The 16,350-nt window shown below is 53.7% G+C and carries 17 protein-coding genes and 1 pseudogene; 10 read left to right on the plus strand and 8 right to left on the minus strand.

The annotated features are described in order from the left end of the window. Positions 1–161 precede the first annotated feature (161 nt). The 3 genes from gatC (at position 162) to gatB (ending at position 3,464) form a co-directional block, all read left to right on the plus strand. Positions 162–461 (plus strand): Asp-tRNA(Asn)/Glu-tRNA(Gln) amidotransferase subunit GatC, encoded by a 300-nt coding sequence (gene gatC / locus BSZ31_RS06255; RefSeq protein WP_105028032.1) that lies wholly within the window; start codon positions 162–164, stop codon positions 459–461. A gap of 64 nt (positions 462–525) precedes the next feature. Then, positions 526–2,010, plus strand: coding sequence for an Asp-tRNA(Asn)/Glu-tRNA(Gln) amidotransferase subunit GatA (gene gatA, locus BSZ31_RS06260; protein WP_105028033.1), 1,485 nt, complete (start codon positions 526–528; stop codon positions 2,008–2,010). A 14-nt stretch (positions 2,011–2,024) separates the two neighbouring features. Continuing rightward, positions 2,025–3,464, plus strand: a complete 1,440-nt coding sequence (gene gatB, locus BSZ31_RS06265) for an Asp-tRNA(Asn)/Glu-tRNA(Gln) amidotransferase subunit GatB (protein ID WP_105028034.1) — start codon at positions 2,025–2,027, stop codon at positions 3,462–3,464. 71 nt (positions 3,465–3,535) lie between these two features. Here the strand turns inward: gatB and BSZ31_RS06270 are convergent, their stop codons facing one another. Then, complete coding sequence (locus BSZ31_RS06270; RefSeq protein ID WP_105029776.1) at positions 3,536–4,318, minus strand: exodeoxyribonuclease III; 783 nt, start codon at positions 4,316–4,318, stop codon at positions 3,536–3,538. Positions 4,319–4,342: 24 nt separating this feature from the next. On the opposite strand from BSZ31_RS06270, the gene pyrE reads away from it, so the two are divergent. Next, positions 4,343–5,047, plus strand: a complete 705-nt coding sequence (pyrE, locus tag BSZ31_RS06275) for an orotate phosphoribosyltransferase (RefSeq protein WP_105028035.1) — start codon at positions 4,343–4,345, stop codon at positions 5,045–5,047. Positions 5,048–5,114: 67 nt separating this feature from the next. On the opposite strand, the gene BSZ31_RS06280 is transcribed toward pyrE, so the two are convergent. From BSZ31_RS06280 to BSZ31_RS06300, 5 genes and pseudogenes are all read right to left on the minus strand, one after another. Further along, positions 5,115–5,399, minus strand: a complete 285-nt coding sequence (locus BSZ31_RS06280) for a YbeD family protein (RefSeq protein WP_105028036.1) — start codon at positions 5,397–5,399, stop codon at positions 5,115–5,117. Between the two features lie 3 nt (positions 5,400–5,402). Continuing rightward, positions 5,403–6,596 (minus strand): D-alanyl-D-alanine carboxypeptidase family protein, encoded by a 1,194-nt coding sequence (locus BSZ31_RS06285; protein WP_206018555.1) that lies wholly within the window; start codon positions 6,594–6,596, stop codon positions 5,403–5,405. A gap of 47 nt (positions 6,597–6,643) precedes the next feature. Beyond that, positions 6,644–7,282 (minus strand): alpha/beta hydrolase, encoded by a 639-nt coding sequence (locus BSZ31_RS06290; protein ID WP_105028038.1) that lies wholly within the window; start codon positions 7,280–7,282, stop codon positions 6,644–6,646. After that, positions 7,279–7,589: pseudogene (locus tag BSZ31_RS06295) on the minus strand (ferredoxin). The gene BSZ31_RS06290 and the pseudogene BSZ31_RS06295 overlap by 4 nt, the downstream one beginning before the upstream one ends. Positions 7,590–7,630: 41 nt before the next feature. Further along, positions 7,631–8,776 carry a VanZ family protein gene (locus tag BSZ31_RS06300; protein ID WP_105028039.1) on the minus strand — a complete coding sequence of 382 codons (1,146 nt, stop codon included), beginning with the start codon at positions 8,774–8,776 and terminating at the stop codon, positions 7,631–7,633. Between the two features lie 46 nt (positions 8,777–8,822). On the opposite strand from BSZ31_RS06300, the gene BSZ31_RS06305 reads away from it, so the two are divergent. From BSZ31_RS06305 to BSZ31_RS06315, 3 genes are read left to right on the plus strand one after another with little or no spacing between them, the layout of a single operon-like run. After that, on the plus strand, positions 8,823–9,617 hold the full coding sequence (locus BSZ31_RS06305) for a biotin--[acetyl-CoA-carboxylase] ligase (protein WP_168426880.1): 795 nt from the start codon (positions 8,823–8,825) through the stop codon (positions 9,615–9,617). Beyond that, complete coding sequence (locus BSZ31_RS06310) at positions 9,614–10,432, plus strand: type III pantothenate kinase (protein WP_105028041.1); 819 nt, start codon at positions 9,614–9,616, stop codon at positions 10,430–10,432. Before BSZ31_RS06305 ends, BSZ31_RS06310 begins: the two co-directional genes overlap by 4 nt. Then, a complete protein-coding gene (locus BSZ31_RS06315; protein ID WP_105028042.1) occupies positions 10,429–11,160 on the plus strand; it encodes a hypothetical protein in 732 nt (243 codons plus the stop codon). The genes BSZ31_RS06310 and BSZ31_RS06315 overlap by 4 nt, the downstream gene beginning before the upstream one ends. 1 nt (position 11,161) lies before the next feature. Here BSZ31_RS06315 and BSZ31_RS06320 read toward each other — a convergent pair whose 3' ends face one another. Next, complete coding sequence (locus BSZ31_RS06320) at positions 11,162–12,259, minus strand: class I SAM-dependent methyltransferase (protein ID WP_105028043.1); 1,098 nt, start codon at positions 12,257–12,259, stop codon at positions 11,162–11,164. Between BSZ31_RS06320 and BSZ31_RS06325 the strand changes: the two genes are divergently transcribed. From BSZ31_RS06325 to ttcA, 3 genes are read left to right on the plus strand one after another with little or no spacing between them, the layout of a single operon-like run. After that, positions 12,258–13,142 carry an SDR family oxidoreductase gene (locus BSZ31_RS06325; RefSeq protein ID WP_335618238.1) on the plus strand — a complete coding sequence of 295 codons (885 nt, stop codon included), beginning with the start codon at positions 12,258–12,260 and terminating at the stop codon, positions 13,140–13,142. The two genes, BSZ31_RS06320 and BSZ31_RS06325, sit on opposite strands and share 2 nt — an antisense overlap. After that, the gene (locus BSZ31_RS06330) at positions 13,139–13,531 is read left to right on the plus strand and encodes a dihydroneopterin aldolase (protein WP_008248053.1); all 393 of its coding nucleotides are present in this window, start codon (positions 13,139–13,141) and stop codon (positions 13,529–13,531) included. Before BSZ31_RS06325 ends, BSZ31_RS06330 begins: the two co-directional genes overlap by 4 nt. Positions 13,532–13,545: 14 nt before the next feature. Continuing rightward, positions 13,546–14,418, plus strand: a complete 873-nt coding sequence (ttcA, locus tag BSZ31_RS06335) for a tRNA 2-thiocytidine(32) synthetase TtcA (protein ID WP_105028044.1) — start codon at positions 13,546–13,548, stop codon at positions 14,416–14,418. A 241-nt stretch (positions 14,419–14,659) separates the two neighbouring features. Here the strand turns inward: ttcA and ilvA are convergent, their stop codons facing one another. Next, positions 14,660–16,180 (minus strand): threonine ammonia-lyase, biosynthetic, encoded by a 1,521-nt coding sequence (ilvA, locus tag BSZ31_RS06340; protein WP_105028045.1) that lies wholly within the window; start codon positions 16,178–16,180, stop codon positions 14,660–14,662. Between the last annotated feature and the right edge of the window lie 170 nt (positions 16,181–16,350).

The raw sequence follows: 16,350 nt of genomic DNA on the forward strand, positions 1-16,350 counted from the left end.
GTCCGGTTCGCCACTATTTATGGGACTTCACTTGTCAAGTGGCATAACTACCGATGATAACCTATAAAATAAGCAGACTTTGATCAACACAGACTTTCACCAAGCGGCTTTTGCATCATTTAGAAGCGATGCTCAGGCCTGCTGGTCGGCGGAGAAAATTTATGTCCCTTGATTCTGGACAAATTGCAAAAATTGCGGCCTTGTCGCGCTTGAAAGTGGCGCCCGAGCAGGCTCAGGTCCTTGAGCAACAATTGAACAACATCATGCAACTGGCCGATCGCTTGAGCAGTGAAAACACCGAAGGCGTTGAGCCGTTGGCGCATCCTCTGTCGCTGATTCAACCCATCGCGCTGCGCTTGCGCGAAGACGCCGTGACTGAGGCCGACAATCGCACCGCCAATATGGCCAACGCACCGGCCGCCGAGAAAGGCCTGTTTTTGGTGCCCAAGGTCATTGAATGATCGTTTATCAAGAATTCAGTCCTCCTAATTTAAGAAAATCCGATATTGGAATGTGGTTTTAAGCATGTCATCCAGAATTCAAAGTATTTCCCAGCTGCGCGCCTTGCTGGACGAGAAAAAAACCAGTGCCGTTGAGTTGGCGCAAGATGCTTTGCGCCAAGCTGGTGAGCAGTCCAGGTTGAACGCATTCGTGGACATTCGCGATGACCTCACCCTGCAACAAGCCAAGGCCGCTGACGCACGCATGGGCGCGGGTGAAACCGGTGCCTTGTTGGGTATTCCCACTGCGCACAAAGACATTTTCGTAACGAAAGGCTGGACAAGCACAGCGGGCTCCAAAATGCTGGCTGGCTACCAAAGCCCTTTCGACGCCGAAGTGGTATCGCGTTTGAACGCTGCGGGCGCAGTGAGCATTGGCAAATTGAATTGCGATGAATTTGCAATGGGTTCATCGAATGAAAAAAGTGCCTATGGCCCTTGCCTGAATCCTTGGGACACCTTGGCCGTGCCGGGTGGTTCGTCTGGCGGTTCAGCTGTGGCAGTTGCCGCGGGTGTAGTGCCGTTTTCAACCGGTACCGACACAGGTGGCTCCATCCGCCAGCCCGCTTCACTGTGTGGCATTACCGGTATCAAGCCCACTTACGGCAGTTGCAGCCGCTACGGCATGATCGCTTACGCCAGCAGCCTGGATCAAGCTGGTCCCATGGCACACAGCGCACGTGATTGTGCTTTGGTGCTCAACACCATGGTGGGCTTTGATGCGAAAGACAGCACCGGTGTTCAACGGCCAACTCCGGATGAAGATTTCACCGCCAGCTTTGGAAAGCCTCTTCGCACTGGTAATGCTGCAAAGCCACTGGCTGGTGTGCGCGTGGGTTTGCCCAGCGAATTTTTTGGTGAGGGTTTGGCTGCCGATGTGCGTGCACCGATCGACGCTGCATTAAAACAGCTGGAAGCCATGGGCGCCGCGCTGGTGAACATCAGCTTGCCGCGCACGGAATTGTCCATTCCCGCGTATTACGTGATTGCGCCTGCTGAAGCCAGCTCTAACCTGTCGCGTTTTGATGGTGTGCGTTACGGCCACCGCGCAGCCGAGTACAGCGATTTGAAGTCCATGTACGAGAATTCGCGCAGCGAGGGCTTCGGCCTTGAAGTACAGCGCCGAATTATGGTGGGTGCGTATGTGTTGTCGCATGGTTATTACGATGCGTATTATCTGCAAGCCCAGAAAATTCGCCGCCTCATTGCGCAAGATTTTCAAGCTGCTTTCCAGCAGTGCGATTTCATTGCCGGTCCGGTTAGCCCCACGGTTGCATGGAATTTGGGCGAGAAGTCGGCTGACCCGGTGCAAATGTACCTGGCCGACATTTACACGCTCAGCACAAGTTTGGCTGGCTTGCCCGGCATGAGCGTGCCCGTGGGGTTTGGCGACAAAAATCGCCCTGTCGGCATGCAATTGATTGGCAATTATTTCAAGGAAGGGGAATTGCTGGCGCTGGCTGACCATTATCAAGTTGCCACCGATTGGCACCTTCGTACACCGTCTTAAAAAGGGATCGCACCATGCAATGGGAAATTGTGGTGGGTCTTGAAACCCACACCCAGTTAACAACCGAGTCAAAAATTTTCTCCGGTGCCAGCACTGCTTTTGGTGCTGAGCCCAACGCGCAGGCCTGTGCTGTGGATTTGGCACTGCCTGGTGTGCTGCCCGTGATGAACAAGGCGGCAGTTCAACGCGCCATTCAATTTGGCCTGGCAGTGGGCGCCAAAGTGGCCGAGCAATCGGTGTTCGCCCGCAAAAACTATTTCTACCCGGATCTGCCCAAGGGTTATCAAATCAGTCAGTTTGAAATTCCGGTGGTGCAGGGCGGCACGGTCAGCTTTTTGCTGGGCGATCAAATGAAAACAGTACGCTTGGTTCGCGCGCATCTGGAAGAGGACGCGGGCAAAAGCCTGCATGAAGACTTCGCAGGCCAGTCGGGCATCGACTTGAACCGTGCAGGTACGCCCTTGCTTGAAATTGTGACTGAACCCGACATGCGTTCGGCCGAGGAGGCAGTGGCCTACGCCAAAACCCTGCACACACTGGTTACGTGGCTTGGTATTTGCGATGGCAATATGCAGGAAGGCAGTTTCCGCTGCGACGCCAACGTATCGGTTCGCCCCAAAGGCGAAACCAAGCTGGGCACACGCTGCGAAATCAAAAACCTGAACAGCTTCAAGTTTTTGCAAGCCGCCATTCTTTATGAAGCACAGCGCCAAATCGAGATCATCGAAGATGGCGGCACAATCAAACAGGAAACGCGACTTTACGACCCCGATCGCAACGAAACCCGCTCCATGCGCAGCAAGGAAGATTCGGAAGACTATCGTTACTTCCCCGATCCCGACCTGCCACCGCTGATGATTTCTGCGCAGTGGGTTGAGCAAGTGCGTGCCGAAATGCCCGAATTGCCTGGTCAAAAGCAGGCGCGTTACACCGCTGAGCTGGGTTTGAGTGAATACGATGCGGTGACGCTCACAGCCAGCCGCGCCATGACCGATTACTTCGAGGCGGCGCTGGCCGCGGCGGGCGCAGACAAAGCCAAGCCTTTGGCCAACTGGTTGTTGGGCGAGTTCTCTGCAAGCCTTAATCGTGACGACAAAACCCCAGCGGAATCGCCAATTGCTCCCGCCCTGATGGCGGCCTTGGTGAAACGTGTGGTAGATGGTACTTTGAACAACAAAACCGGTAAAGTGGTGTTTGCTGCTTTGTGGGACGGCAAGTACAGCGATGTTGATGCTTGTATCAAGGGCGAGGGTTTAGAGCAAATCTCCGACTCGGGTGCTGTTGAAAAAATGATCGACGACGTACTTGCAGCGCACCCTGGGCCAGTGGCCGAGTACAAAGCCGGTAAAGAGGCGTCATTTAACTTCTTGGTGGGGCAGATCATGCGTGCAGCGCGTGGAAAGGCAAATCCCGCGCAGGTGAACGAGATTTTGAAAGCGAAGCTGGGCTCTTAGTCGGTGCCTATTCGATGGGGGGCGAAGTTGTCGCCAACCCCGTCGAGTTGGCAGTGAATACCTGCCGAGCGTCAAAGCGGATAGTCGTAATCCGCAATCAAGGGCGCGTGGTCTGAAAACTTCTGGCCCTTGTACACATTTACTTCGCGAATCAGGTCACGCAATGCCGGGCTGACCATTTGGTAATCAATTCGCCACCCCACATTCTTGGCATAAGCCTGCCCGCGGTTGCTCCACCAGGTGTAGCAACCGTCCGTTTCTTCCGGGTACAGCACACGGTAGGCGTCCACCCAACCACGTTTTTCAATCACATTGCCAATCCAGGCACGTTCCTCGGGTGTGAAGCCGCTGTTCTTTAAATTGCCTTTCCAGTTTTTCAGGTCAATTTCTTTGTGGGCGATGTTCCAGTCGCCGCACAATACAACAGGCTTCTTTTTGCTTTCAAAATCATCAAAAATTTGCCCAAAATGATCTAAAAACCGGAATTTCGCTTCTTGTCGTTCTTCGGAGCTGCTGCCGGATGGAAAGTAGATCGACGACACAATCATATTCTCGAATTCAGCCGTCACCATGCGTCCTTCTGCGTCGAATTCCGCATTATTCAGCCCGTAAATTACATTAAGTGGTTCTACTTTGCAGTAAAGGCCAACACCGCTGTAGCCTTTTTTTTCTGCGGCCTGAAAGTAGCCTTTGTACATGCCGGGTTGTAAGTGCTCAGGGCCAAGGTCCGCCAGGTGGGCCTTGATCTCTTGCACGCACACCACATCGGCCTGGCTTTGGTTCATCCAGTCGAAAAACCCTTTTGTGTGGGCAGAACGAATTCCATTCAGATTTGCTGAGATAATGCGGGTCATTGTGTGCATTCAGTTTTTTAGGGATTGATCGTGGTCGATTCAAATCAAAATTTGCAGATTCTTTCCGACCAGTTTTTGCAGTTTGCGGTCGAAAAGCAAGTGTTGCGCTTTGGCGAATTCAAAACCAAGGCGGGCAGAATGTCGCCGTATTTTTTCAATGCAGGTTTGTTCAACACAGGTTCGTCGTTGCAAAAGCTCAGTGAATTTTACGCACAAACCTTGCTTGAGCAAACCGCAGAGCGTGGAATTCAATTTGACATGCTGTTTGGCCCTGCTTACAAGGGCATCCCTTTGGTGGCCGGAGCCACCATGGAAATGGCCCGCCGCGGGCGTGATGTACCTTACGCATTTAACCGTAAGGAAGCCAAAGATCACGGTGAGGGCGGTTCTTTGGTGGGTGCGCCACTGGAAGGTCGAGTTGTGATTGTTGACGATGTTATTTCAGCAGGAACATCGGTGCGTGAATCTGTTGAAATCATTCGCGCCAATGGAGCTGAACCTGCTGCGGTGTTGATCGCACTGGATCGCATGGAAAAAGGCATGCGAGACGGGCAGGACACCCAGCATTCAGCAGTTCAGGAAGTAGAGCAGTTGTACGGAATCCCGGTTCTGGCCATTGCCAACCTGCAAGACTTGTTGCGTTACTTGCTTACCCGCCAGGCTGCCAACGTTCGCCTCGCGGGCTGGTACGAGAAGGTGAAGGAATACCGTAGCCGTTACGGCGTATAAGGCCACCCAGAAAAAAGCCGCACCACTTCGTAAAGCTGGTGCGGCTTTTTTTATGAAACAAACCCGTTTACAACACAACCGATACCAATTCATGCCCTGAAAGGGCCCGGTAAATGTTGTCCAGCTCGTCCTGGTTGTTCACATACACGGTGCAGGTCAGGCTCAAGTAGTTGCCTTTGCTGCTGGGCCGCATGTCAACGGCGGCCACATCAAATCCAGGGCTCATGCTGAGCAATAAATCGCAAATGACCTGCGAGAACTCCGGCACGTTCTTTCCCATCACCTTGATGGGAAAGTGTGTCGGAAACTCAATCAGGCTTTTTTTGCCTTCACTGGGTGTTGGTGTGTTCATTGTTTACTCTTCAAACCACAGTTTGGCGGAGTCCACCATACGGCCGAACAGGCCAGCTTCTTCAACTGTAGACAAGGCCAGCAGCGGCACTGTGCCGATGGTTTCACCATTCAATGTCAGCTTCAGGCTACCCAGCTCGGTTCCTGCTGGAATTGGCGCAATCAGGGTGCCTTTTTTCTCGACTGTGGCTTTCAGTTGTTTGGCCATGCCGCGTGGCACGTTGATCAGCAAATCTTTGTTCACGCCAAGTTTCACTTCCTTGGCTTGTCCTTTGTACACTTCACTGGTGCTGATGGCTTGCTTGGCGGAGTACAGCTTCACGGTTTCAAACATCTGATAACCGTAGTTCATCAGCTTCAGGCTTTCCTGCGTGCGGGCCTGGTCGGAGGTGGTGCCCAGCACCACGGAAAGCAGGCGGCGATCAACGCCGTTGGGCAATGTGCGATTGGCTGAACTGACCAGGCAATAGCCGGCCGATTCGGTGTGCCCGGTTTTCATGCCGTCCACGGAGGGGTCAATCCACAGCAGGCGGTTGCGGTTGGGTTGGCGAATGCCGTTGTAGGTGTATTCCTTGGTGGAATACATTTTTTTGTAGTATTCCGGAAAGTCGGTGATGATGCGTTTGGCCAAAATGCCCAAATCGCGGGCGGTGGTGTAGTGCTGTGGGTCGGGCAGGCCAGTGGAGTTCTTGAAGTTCGTGTCCGTCAGGCCCAGCCGTTTGGCTTGCTGATTCATCAGCGTTGCAAAGTTGTTTTCGTCGCCAGCCAGCAGTTCTGCGATTGCGCGGCTTGCATCGTTGCCCGATTGCACAATCACACCGTACAGCAGCTCTTCAACAGTCACAGGCTTGTTCGGCTCGATAAACATGCGCGAACCTTCGGCTTTCCAGGCGTAGGGCGACACGGGTACTTGCTGATCCATCCGAATTTGCTTGCTGTCGAGTGCAGCAAAGGCCATGTAGGCTGTCATCAGTTTGGTCAGTGATGCGGGGTCGAGGCGTTCACGGCTGTTGAATTCCGCCAGGGTTTGACCGGTGGTCAAGTCGAGCAGCATGTAGCCTTTTGCACCGATTTCGGGTGGAGGTGGCATCACACTGGATTGGGCCGCGGCTTGCGTGGCAACTCCAATACCAAGCCCCAGAACCAACGAGAGTTGACCCACATGGCGTTTGAATCGGGAAATTCCTGAATTAAACAAGTAAAAAGCTCCTGTACTAGAAATGGGGAAGGAAAGTGGCTTGGCGTTCAGCTTGGGTAATAACGCACAACCAGCTCTTTGAGTTGAGGCAGTTTGCCGTGAAAAAAATGTTCCACTCCTGGCATGACCATCACCGGCAGGTTTTGTTCACCCGCCCAGCGTAAAACATCTGCAAGCGGCACTGTGTCATCGACTTCACCATGAATGACCAGTGTGTTGTCTGGCACCGCAGCTACTTTAAAGCGGCTTGTGGCAGTGCCCACCAGCACCAGTTTGCCAATATTCGTTCCGGCCTCGCGCAACCGTTGCGCGCCATGGCTGGTTACAAAGGCGCCGAACGAAAAGCCAGCCATTGCAATCGGCTCATTTTGTAGCTCGGCAGGCAGCAGAGTGGCGCGGGCCAATTCAGTCAACTGAACCAGATCGTCCGTTTCGCCTTGTCCGTTGTCGTGCTCGCCCGCGCTTTGACCTACGCCTCGAAAATTAAAACGAAGCGTTACATAGCCCATTTGAAGAAATGCACGGGCCAGTGTTTGTACTACTTTGTTGTCTTTGGTGCCGCCGAACAAGGGGTGGGGGTGCGCAATTACGGCCAGCCCGCGCAATGGGGCCGCAGGTTCATCAATCGATACCTCGATTGGGCCCGCCTGACCGTTCCACAACTCATGTCGGGTTTTTGGATTCATGGCAACCGCAGGCGTTCGACAATTTCGCCGCCCACCAGGTGAGAGTCAATAATTTCATCCACGTCTGATATATCCACATAGGTGTACCAAACGCCTTCCGGGTACACCACCATCACTGGGCCTTCATCGCATCGATCAAGCAGCCAGCCTTGTTCATCCGGATTTTTCCTTGCCCGTTCAAGCCCAGTTTCTTGATCCGTTCTTTGGCATGCGCGTGCGCCGCAGACGCATGGCAGTCCGCACAGCAACTCTCATTGTTGGGGCGTTGGTTGGTGCAAAAGAAAACATGTTTCTCGAAGTAGCTCATGGCTGGTTGAATCCGCGTGAGTGCTCAGGGTATGGGCACTATTATCGCCGAAAACGTCGCTCGGGCAGGCTCAAAAAAGTCAAAACAGTCAGTGCTAAGATTGGCCACAATTCACTCACCCAGCGCCCGGCTTCTTGCAGGCTTCGGAAAATTGCCAGAATGCCGCTGCCCGGATTGCCCAGATCGGGGTCGTATACCCCGGGCAGCAGCAAGGTGATCAGCCACCCGCCCAGCAGGTGCAGTAGCCCGATTCTCGCCATGTGGTGGGGCAGCACCTGCATCATTGAAATGGTCAGTGCAACTACAAAGGCTATCAGCAAGCCCAGGCTGTTGGCCTCAAACCAACGTTGACCCAGGTAAGTCCAGGCCGACACTGGAGCCAGCACCAGGTAATCAAGAAGTCGAATGAGCAAGGTCAATGCAATGAGTACAATCAGCAAGCGTGTTCGTGGCGAGCCCGCCTGTGTTTGTGCCAACCCAATCATCCAGGCGCACATTAAAAAACAGTAATTGATGAATGTCGGTGCGATGGTTTCAATTTTCAGCAACACTTCCAGCGGTATCCCAAACGGCGTGCTGTGTTGCAGTGGGCCCGGAATTTCAAGCAGGTTCCCCAGCCAAAGCCCGGTGCTGAATGTGGGATTTTGTGGCGGCAAAATACTGAGGAACCAAAGGCTAAGCAAGCCCATGCCTATCCACGCGCGTTGAATTAGCCAATGCTCAATTCGGCGGTTCAGCAGTGGCGCAATTCGGTGGTGTGCGGTCACGTAAATGCCCAACAACACACCCAAAGCGCCCCCAATTGTGTTGGTGACCAGGTCCATTTTGGAAGGCACGCGGCTTGGCAAAAATGTTTGCATGGATTCAAGGGCAAGCGAAATAAATGCACACACCAGCACAACGAGTATTTTGTCGAATGTTCGCGGCTGTCTGTTCAAGCCCAGCAGCATCAGGAAGCCCAGTGGAATGTAGCCTCCAATGTTGATAAACACATCGGCCCACAATACTTTTTGATGCACAGGAATCCAGGGGCCAAATAAAAACTCAAAAGGCCCGATGCCAATGTGTCTCCAATCGCTGTAGGGAAAAAGGCTTAGGTGAATCACAACGCACGCATACAGGCTGGCAAACATGAGAATCCCGGTGTAGGGGGTTCGTTTCAGCAGACTGGAGTGGATTGGCGGCATGGCGTTTGAGCGATTCCTTGGTTTTGTGTCCCGTTCGGAGGTTAAGATGAGCAAAATTTCGCAACTAGCCCGAAGTGACCCGCATTCGATGTTAACCCAAGCCGATGTGCACTGGATCGAACTCGATTCAGTCGACTCAACAAATGATTACCTGGCCCGCGCTTACCAGCAGGGGCGGGTATCCGGCCTGAATGCCGTGTTGGCGCACATGCAAACCGCAGGCAGGGGGCGTGCAGGGCGGCAATGGCGCGCGCAGCCCGGCGCAAGTTTATGCCTGTCTGTAGGCTTGCCTATGGCTGGGCAGCAAATGCCTTTTTTGCCCCTGTGTGTGGGTGTTGCCGTGGCGCAGGTACTGGAGCATTGGCATGTGCCTGTGCGGCTGAAATGGCCCAACGATTTATTGGCAGATCAGCAAAAATTGGGCGGTGTGTTGTGCGAATCTTTTCAAACCGGGCAGGGTGCAATCACCGTGGTTGGTGTGGGGCTGAATATTCAGGGTATTGACGTTCCCGAGGCATTGTCTGGTCTGGGTGCTACAAGTTTGTCGAATTATTTGCCTGCCCCGAGTTTACCCACCCCACGTGAGCTAGCCGAGGCGGTCGTGTCATCGATTTTAATGCGGATCGAGGCTGCCAGTGTTCAGGGCATCGACTCAATCTTTGCCGAGTTCAGCCAACGGGATGCGTGGCTGCGCAGCCAGGTACAAGTTGAAGACCAGGGTGTGGTGTGTTTCGCGGGTGAGGCCATGGGCATCGACCGGCAAGGCGCGTACCTGGTGAATACCGAGCACGGCTTGCGTGCGGTTCATGCAGGTGATTTGTCCTTGAGGGTAAGGCCGTGACCAACGCTGGGAATTTGTTGTGCATCGATGCTGGAAACACCTTTGTAAAGTGGTGCTTGCACGCTTGCGTCAATGTCCGGTTTGAGCAGCCCTCGGCTTTTTTTAGTCACGCCACTGCTGAATTCAAACCTTTCTCCGGATCCTTGAGTGCTTTGCAACAGCATTTGGCACCCGGTTTGAATTCGACCCATGCAGTACAGGCGGTTTTGCTGAGCAATGTCTTGGGCCCAGATTTCGAACAGTCCGTGCGCTCAGTGTGCGAAGCGGCTGGCGTACCTCTGCATGTATTGACTGTGAACAGGCATGCTGAGATTCAGTCTGCGTACGAAACCCCGGCGACTCTGGGCAAAGACCGTTGGGCAGCATGCATGGCGCTCAGCGAGGTGAGCCAGGTCAAGGTCAATTTGCTGGTTAGCTTTGGCACAGCCACCACCCTGGATGTGGTGGTTAAAAATACCCATTGGCAGCACTTGGGCGGATTTATCGTGCCGGGTGTTGAAACCATGTTGCGCAGCCTGCATTCAAATACAGCTGAATTGCCCAAAGTGCAGTTGGACAGTACCAGCACAAACAGTTGGCCTGTCAGCACGCAGCAGGCGATTGGCAGGGGTGTGGGGCGTATTCAAAAAGCAATGGTCGATTCCGTGGCTGCCCAGTTACAGGGTGAATACGGCAGCCCCCCGGCCATCTGGCTGACCGGTGGTTTTGCACCCGCCATGCAGGTTCATTTGCCGCAGGCTACCCTGCTTGAATACGCTGTATTCAAGGGCCTGGTGCTTGATTATCGTTTGGCACAAAAAGGTGCAACAGCATGAATGGTTGGCGTGTTCTGGCTGTGTTGCTGCTGCTGGGTAATTTGGCGTTGCTGGGTTTTGGCGTTTTAACAGGCAACAGCTCGCAAAAAGCAATAGATTCTCCGGGTTTACGTGCCGAGTGGGTTGGCGTGGAGCGGCCCTGGGATCAGCCCGTGGAAGTGATTCGTGCGCCCGCACCTGTGGCTCCTAAGATTGATTTGAAACAGGGGCAGGCCCAGCTTGATACAGCCATTGAAAATGCCAGCAAACAGGTTTTTGAGAATCCGAAAAGTACCCAGGCATGTTGGTTGTGGGGCCCCTTGTTGCAAAGTGAGTCTGCACGGGTTCAAGAGGCTTTGCTGAATTGGGGTGGCGAAACGGATCGACTCGAGCGCCAGGTGCCTGTGGGCTATGTGGTTTACTTGCCGCAAGACATTGTGAACAGCGGGGTGGGTATCGATCAACTCTCGGGCAAGGGTATTGCCGACATGTTCTACATCACCACGCCGGGGCCTTTGCAGGGCACCATTTCACTGGGATTGTTCCGTGACCTGGATCGGGCGAATGCCCAGAAGGCTGATCTGGCGCGACGTGGCGTCGAGGGTGTCCAGATCCGGGAGCGGTTGGGCCCGGTGCGCGTGTTTTTTGAACTTCGGGGAAATGCCTCGCAAATCGAAACTGTGCGCTCGGTGTTTGAGTTGAACAGAAAGGGTGAGCTCAAGCCTTGTGAGTTGCCAACAGGCGGCTGAGTTACAGGTTTCCGCTTCGGTCCTTGTCCAGAAAAACCTGCGCAAACTGTGTGTTCTCGGCATTCACACCTTTGCTCCAGCAAATTACTTTGAATGCCTCGCCCATATCGGCTTCATTCAGCAGGGTATTCAAATTCTGGCGCATCAATGCACCGCGTGTCGGGTGGGTAAATTCCGGTTGTTTTTGTGCCAACTCAAGAATGCCGTGTGCCAATAAAAACTCGCCTTGGTGCGCGTACCCTTCAAGCTCGCCACCGCAGCTTGTCAGGGCTTCATAGATTGCGCTGAAGTTCACATGGGCGGTTAAGTCCTGCTGCCCCACGTTCACCAGAAAATCATCATGTGCAGTGTGGCGGCTTGTGGCGCGCAAAGTGCCCTGCCTGCGTGTCGGGTGATAGTACATGGCTTCGTGAAAACCATAGTCAATCATCAGCGCAAGGCCGTTCAGACGCTCCGTGACTGTTTTTACCCATGCAATGCTTTGCTCCGCAATTTCCGATTCGTAACCTTCTGGCCATGGCCCGTGAGCATCCTGCAACTGAGAAACCACGGCAGCGAAGACCGGGTCGGCCGGTTTCCACACCCAGTGCAACTCACCATTCAGGTGCTGTACCCACGCTTCCTGCGGATTGCCTGCCTGCCATTTGAATCGACGAACCGGTGTGGCATCCAGCACCTCATTGCCTAAAACCACCCCCTGGAGTTCCGCAGGCAGCTCGCCCAGCCAACGCACCTTTTGTTCTACCTGCGGGCCATGCAGTGCCTTTAACTTGGCCAATTGCACAGGCTTTAATCCGGCCGACACATCCACAATGTTGTATTGGGTAATCAAATCGCCAGCCGCTTGAAGAATGTCGCAAGCCAGTTGCCCGGTCCCGGCCCCAAATTCATACACCACACCATTGCAGCGGGGCAGCACCTCCCGCAGGGCCTTGCCCAGTGTTTGCCCAAACAGCGGGCTCAATTCCGGGGCGGTAACAAAATCGCCCTGACGACCAAAAATTTGCTCGCCTCTTGCGTAGTAGCCATATTGGGGATCGTAAAGCGCAAATCGCATGAACTCGTCAAAGCGAGTGGCTTGATTAAAATTCGACAGCATGAGGCAGGTCTGGTTTAGAATAGCGGGTTCTTTTAAAAATCAAAGCCTTGAAGTAAACCCTGGTTTGCTTGATGGTCGTTGTTCACTGATTTTCCAGATTCTAACCGATGGCGCACGAATGACACATGCCAATCCACAATTTGCCCTTGTAACCGGGGGAGCCAAGCGACTGGGCAAAGCCATCTCGCTTGAGCTGGCGCGCGCTGGTTGGTCCATTGTGCTGCATTGCCGTTCATCACTGGCAGAGGCCCGCGACACCGCGGCTCAAATTGAAGCACTGGGTGTGCACTGCGTGGTGGTTCAGGCTGATCTTGAGCAGCCCAGCGAAGTTGAAGCGTTGTTTGATGCTGCTGAAAAAGCGGGCCCAATTCGATGTGTTGTCAACAACGCCTCGTTGTTTGAATTCGACTCTGGCGAAACTTTTCAGCCCGAGCTTTTTCACCGGCACATGGCCTCCAACCTGGCTGCGCCCATTCAATTGGCCAAACGCCTGTATCAGCATGTGCCCGACCATGAGCAGGCCGTGGTGGTTAATTTGCTGGACCAAAAACTGAAAAACCTCAATCCCGATTTTTTAAGTTATACCCTCACCAAAGCCGGGCTTGAAACCGCTACCACCATGCTGGCCATGGAGCTGGCGCCCAAAGTGCGTGTAGTGGGCGTGGCACCTGGGCTCACCTTGATTTCGCACCTGCAAACCGATGCGCAGTTCGAGAGTACCCACCGAATTTCGCCTTTGAACAAATCCTCCGAGCCTCAGGACATCGCCAACACGGTCTTGTTCCTGGTGCAAAGCCGCGCAATTACTGGCACCACCATTCTTGTGGATGGCGGGCAGCACTTGGTGCCCATGGCGCGTGATTTCAGCATGATGACACCATGACAGACTGGTTCTTTGATCCCCGCCTGGCCGACTGCCGTCGCGTTTTTATTCGCGACTTCGATGTGTCCGCCGCAATTGGCGTGTTTCCCCAAGAGTTGGGGCGTACGCAGGCTGTGCGTATTAACATTGATTTTTGGGTAAAGTGCGCATCAACTCCATCTGAGCGCGACTTGCTGGTCGATGTGGTTGATTACGATTTCGTTCGACCAGGAATTCATGGCCTCATTCAATCGGGCCACATTGGCCTGCTTGAAACCCTGGTGGACAAAACCCTGGCGCTGGTGCTGGAGCATCCCAAGGTGGTGGCCGCCCGCGTACGCGCTGAAAAATCCGAGGTTTACCCCGACTGCGAATCCGCAGGTGTCGAGGTATTCCGCTTCAAATCCTAGAAAGCTGTAAGACCATGCAAACCATCACGATTTTCCCCAACAAGGCTGAACAGAAAGAGGCCTTTGAATTCAACAAGCTGGAAAAGCGCCTCACAAAGCAAGTGGGCCAGGCCATTGCCGACTTCAATATGATTGAAGAGGGTGACAAAGTGATGGTGTGTGTATCGGGCGGCAAAGACAGCTATGGTTTGCTCGATATTTTGTTGTTGCTGCGTCAGCGTGCGCCCATCAACTTCGATATCGTCGCTGTGAATCTGGATCAGAAACAGCCTGGTTTTCCCGAGGAAGTGCTGCCGAATTACTTGCGTAGCATCCATGTGCCGTTTCACATTGAGGAACAAGACACCTACTCGATTGTGAAACGAGTCATTCCCGAAGGCAAAACAACCTGTTCGCTGTGCTCGCGTTTGCGTCGTGGCATTTTGTACCGCGTGGCGTCTGAACTGGGCGCCACCAAGGTCGCTTTGGGGCACCACAAAGACGACATATTGCAAACCCTGTTGCTTAACCTTTTTTATGGCGGTCGTATCAAGGGTATGCCTCCCAAACTGGTCAGTGACAACGGAGAGCACACAGTAATTCGCCCACTGGCTTATTGCCGAGAGCGCGATTTGGCCCGTTATGCCGAAGAGAAGAATTTCCCGATCATTCCCTGCAATTTGTGTGGCAGTCAGGAAAACCTGAAGCGCAAGGAAATGGCCGCACTGCTGAAGCAGTGGGAAAAGCACAACCCCCGATGGATCGCCAATCTGTTTACCTCGCTGTCAACTGTGGTGCCTTCGCACCTCATGGACCGCAAGTTGTTTCCGTTTGAAACCATTCGCCCTGGCGTAGCACTTGAAGACGGTGCCGGTGACAAAGCGTTTGATGCGGATGATGAGTGTTAGTCTTGGCAAGCAGCTTTAGCCGCTTCGTGCGGGTCGTGCACCTGTTGCTTTCCGGGCTTGTCGGGCTTTGATTCCCTTTTTTGATTCTTGCTCGGTGCATGCGAAACGCCACGCGTCTTCGCATCAGCCCCTTCGGGTCTGCCCCTCGCTTTGAACCAAACCGGGAAGCCCGCCTTGAATCGCCCTCAAAGCAACAGGCACACAACCCTACTTCGTGGCCAAGCCGTCTTGAGGCTCGCGATCACTTCAAAAACAGCTTGTATGCCGGGTTTTCGGTTTCATTCACCGCCGGGTAGCCAAGTTGTTTCACAAATTTGTCGAATTCAGCGTGGTCTGCAGGTGGAACCTGAATGCCTACCAAAATACGGCCATAGTCGGCACCGTGGTTTCGATAGTGAAACAGGCTGATGTTCCAGCCCGGGTTCAAGGCGGTTAAAAATTTCGTCAATGCCCCAGGCCGTTCCGGAAATTCAAAGCGGTACACCAGTTCATGGTCGGCCAAACTGGACCTACCCCCAACCATGTGGCGCAAATGCAGCTTCGCCATTTCATCGTCGGTCAGGTTCAGGGCGTCGAAACCCGATGCAATAAAGCGCTGCTGCAATTCATCTGCCTGCGCACGGTTGCCAATTTGAATGCCCACAAAAATATTCGCTTTGGCGGAATCCGACATTCTGTAGTTGAACTCAGTCACATTGGTGGGACCCAACAAGTCGCAAAACTTTCGGAAGCTGCCGCGTTCTTCCGGCACTGTGATCGCAAAAATCGCTTCACGTTGCTCACCCACCTCAGCGCGTTCAGCCACAAATCGCAAGCGATCGAAGTTCATGTTGGCGCCACAAGAAATTGCGACCAGTGTTTGGTTTTGCAAACCCATTTCCGCAGCATACTGTTTCAAGCCAGCCACAGCCAGTGCACCTGCGGGTTCAAGAATACTGCGAGTGTCCTGAAAAACGTCTTTGATTGCAGCGCAGGCTTCGTCGGTGGTCACCCGCACAATGCCGTCCACATACTTTTCGCACAGTCGGAATGTTTCTTCGCCCACCAGTTTTACTGCGGTGCCATCCGAGAACAAACCCACTTCCGCCAGGGTGACGCGTTTGTGCTGTTCCATGCTCTGCGCCATGGCATCGGAGTCCACGGTTTGTACACCAATAATTTTGATGTCCGGACGCAACTGTTTCACATAGGCACCTACGCCAGCTGCCAGCCCACCCCCGCCGATCGCGATGAAAATGGCGTGTATCGGGCCTTGATGCTGACGCAAAATTTCCATGCCCACGGTGCCTTGGCCCGCAATTACATCAGGGTCGTCAAAGGGGTGTACAAAGGTCAGGCCTTTGGCTTGTGCCAATTCTGACGCATGTCCGGCTGCATCGCTGTAGCTGTCGCCAAACAGCACCACATTCACCCAGTCACCCCCAAACCGTTTTACTGCATCAATTTTCAAGGCGGGGGTAGTAGTGGGCATCACAATGGTGGCCGGGCAGCGCATCCTGGCGGCAGAGAGTGCAACGCCTTGCGCATGGTTGCCCGCAGAGGCAGCAATCACGCCACGTTCCAGTTGCATGGGGCTGAGGTGGGCCATTTTGTTGTAAGCACCGCGCAGTTTGAAGCTGAACACCTCTTGCATGTCCTCACGCTTGAGCAACACCTCATTGGCAGTGCGAACCGACAGGGAATGTGCGCGCTCCAATGGTGTCTCAATGGCCACGTCGTAAACCTTGGCGGTCAGTATGCGTTTTAGATAGTCAAGACCCACAAAGCACCTATTTATTGCAGATTTTTAAGCAAATTTCGAGCTTTTGCCCATGAAGGCTACACTTTACAGCATGAGGGCAATCCCAAAAGCCGGCTTGCGCGTTTGGGTCGCATCTGCAGGTCGCCTTCGGGCATAATTTAGGCTCAGTTTCTCAAGGACAGGTTCGAACC

Source organism: Limnobacter sp. SAORIC-690, assembly GCF_002954425.1.
GTDB lineage: Bacteria > Pseudomonadota > Gammaproteobacteria > Burkholderiales > Burkholderiaceae_B > Limnobacter > Limnobacter profundi.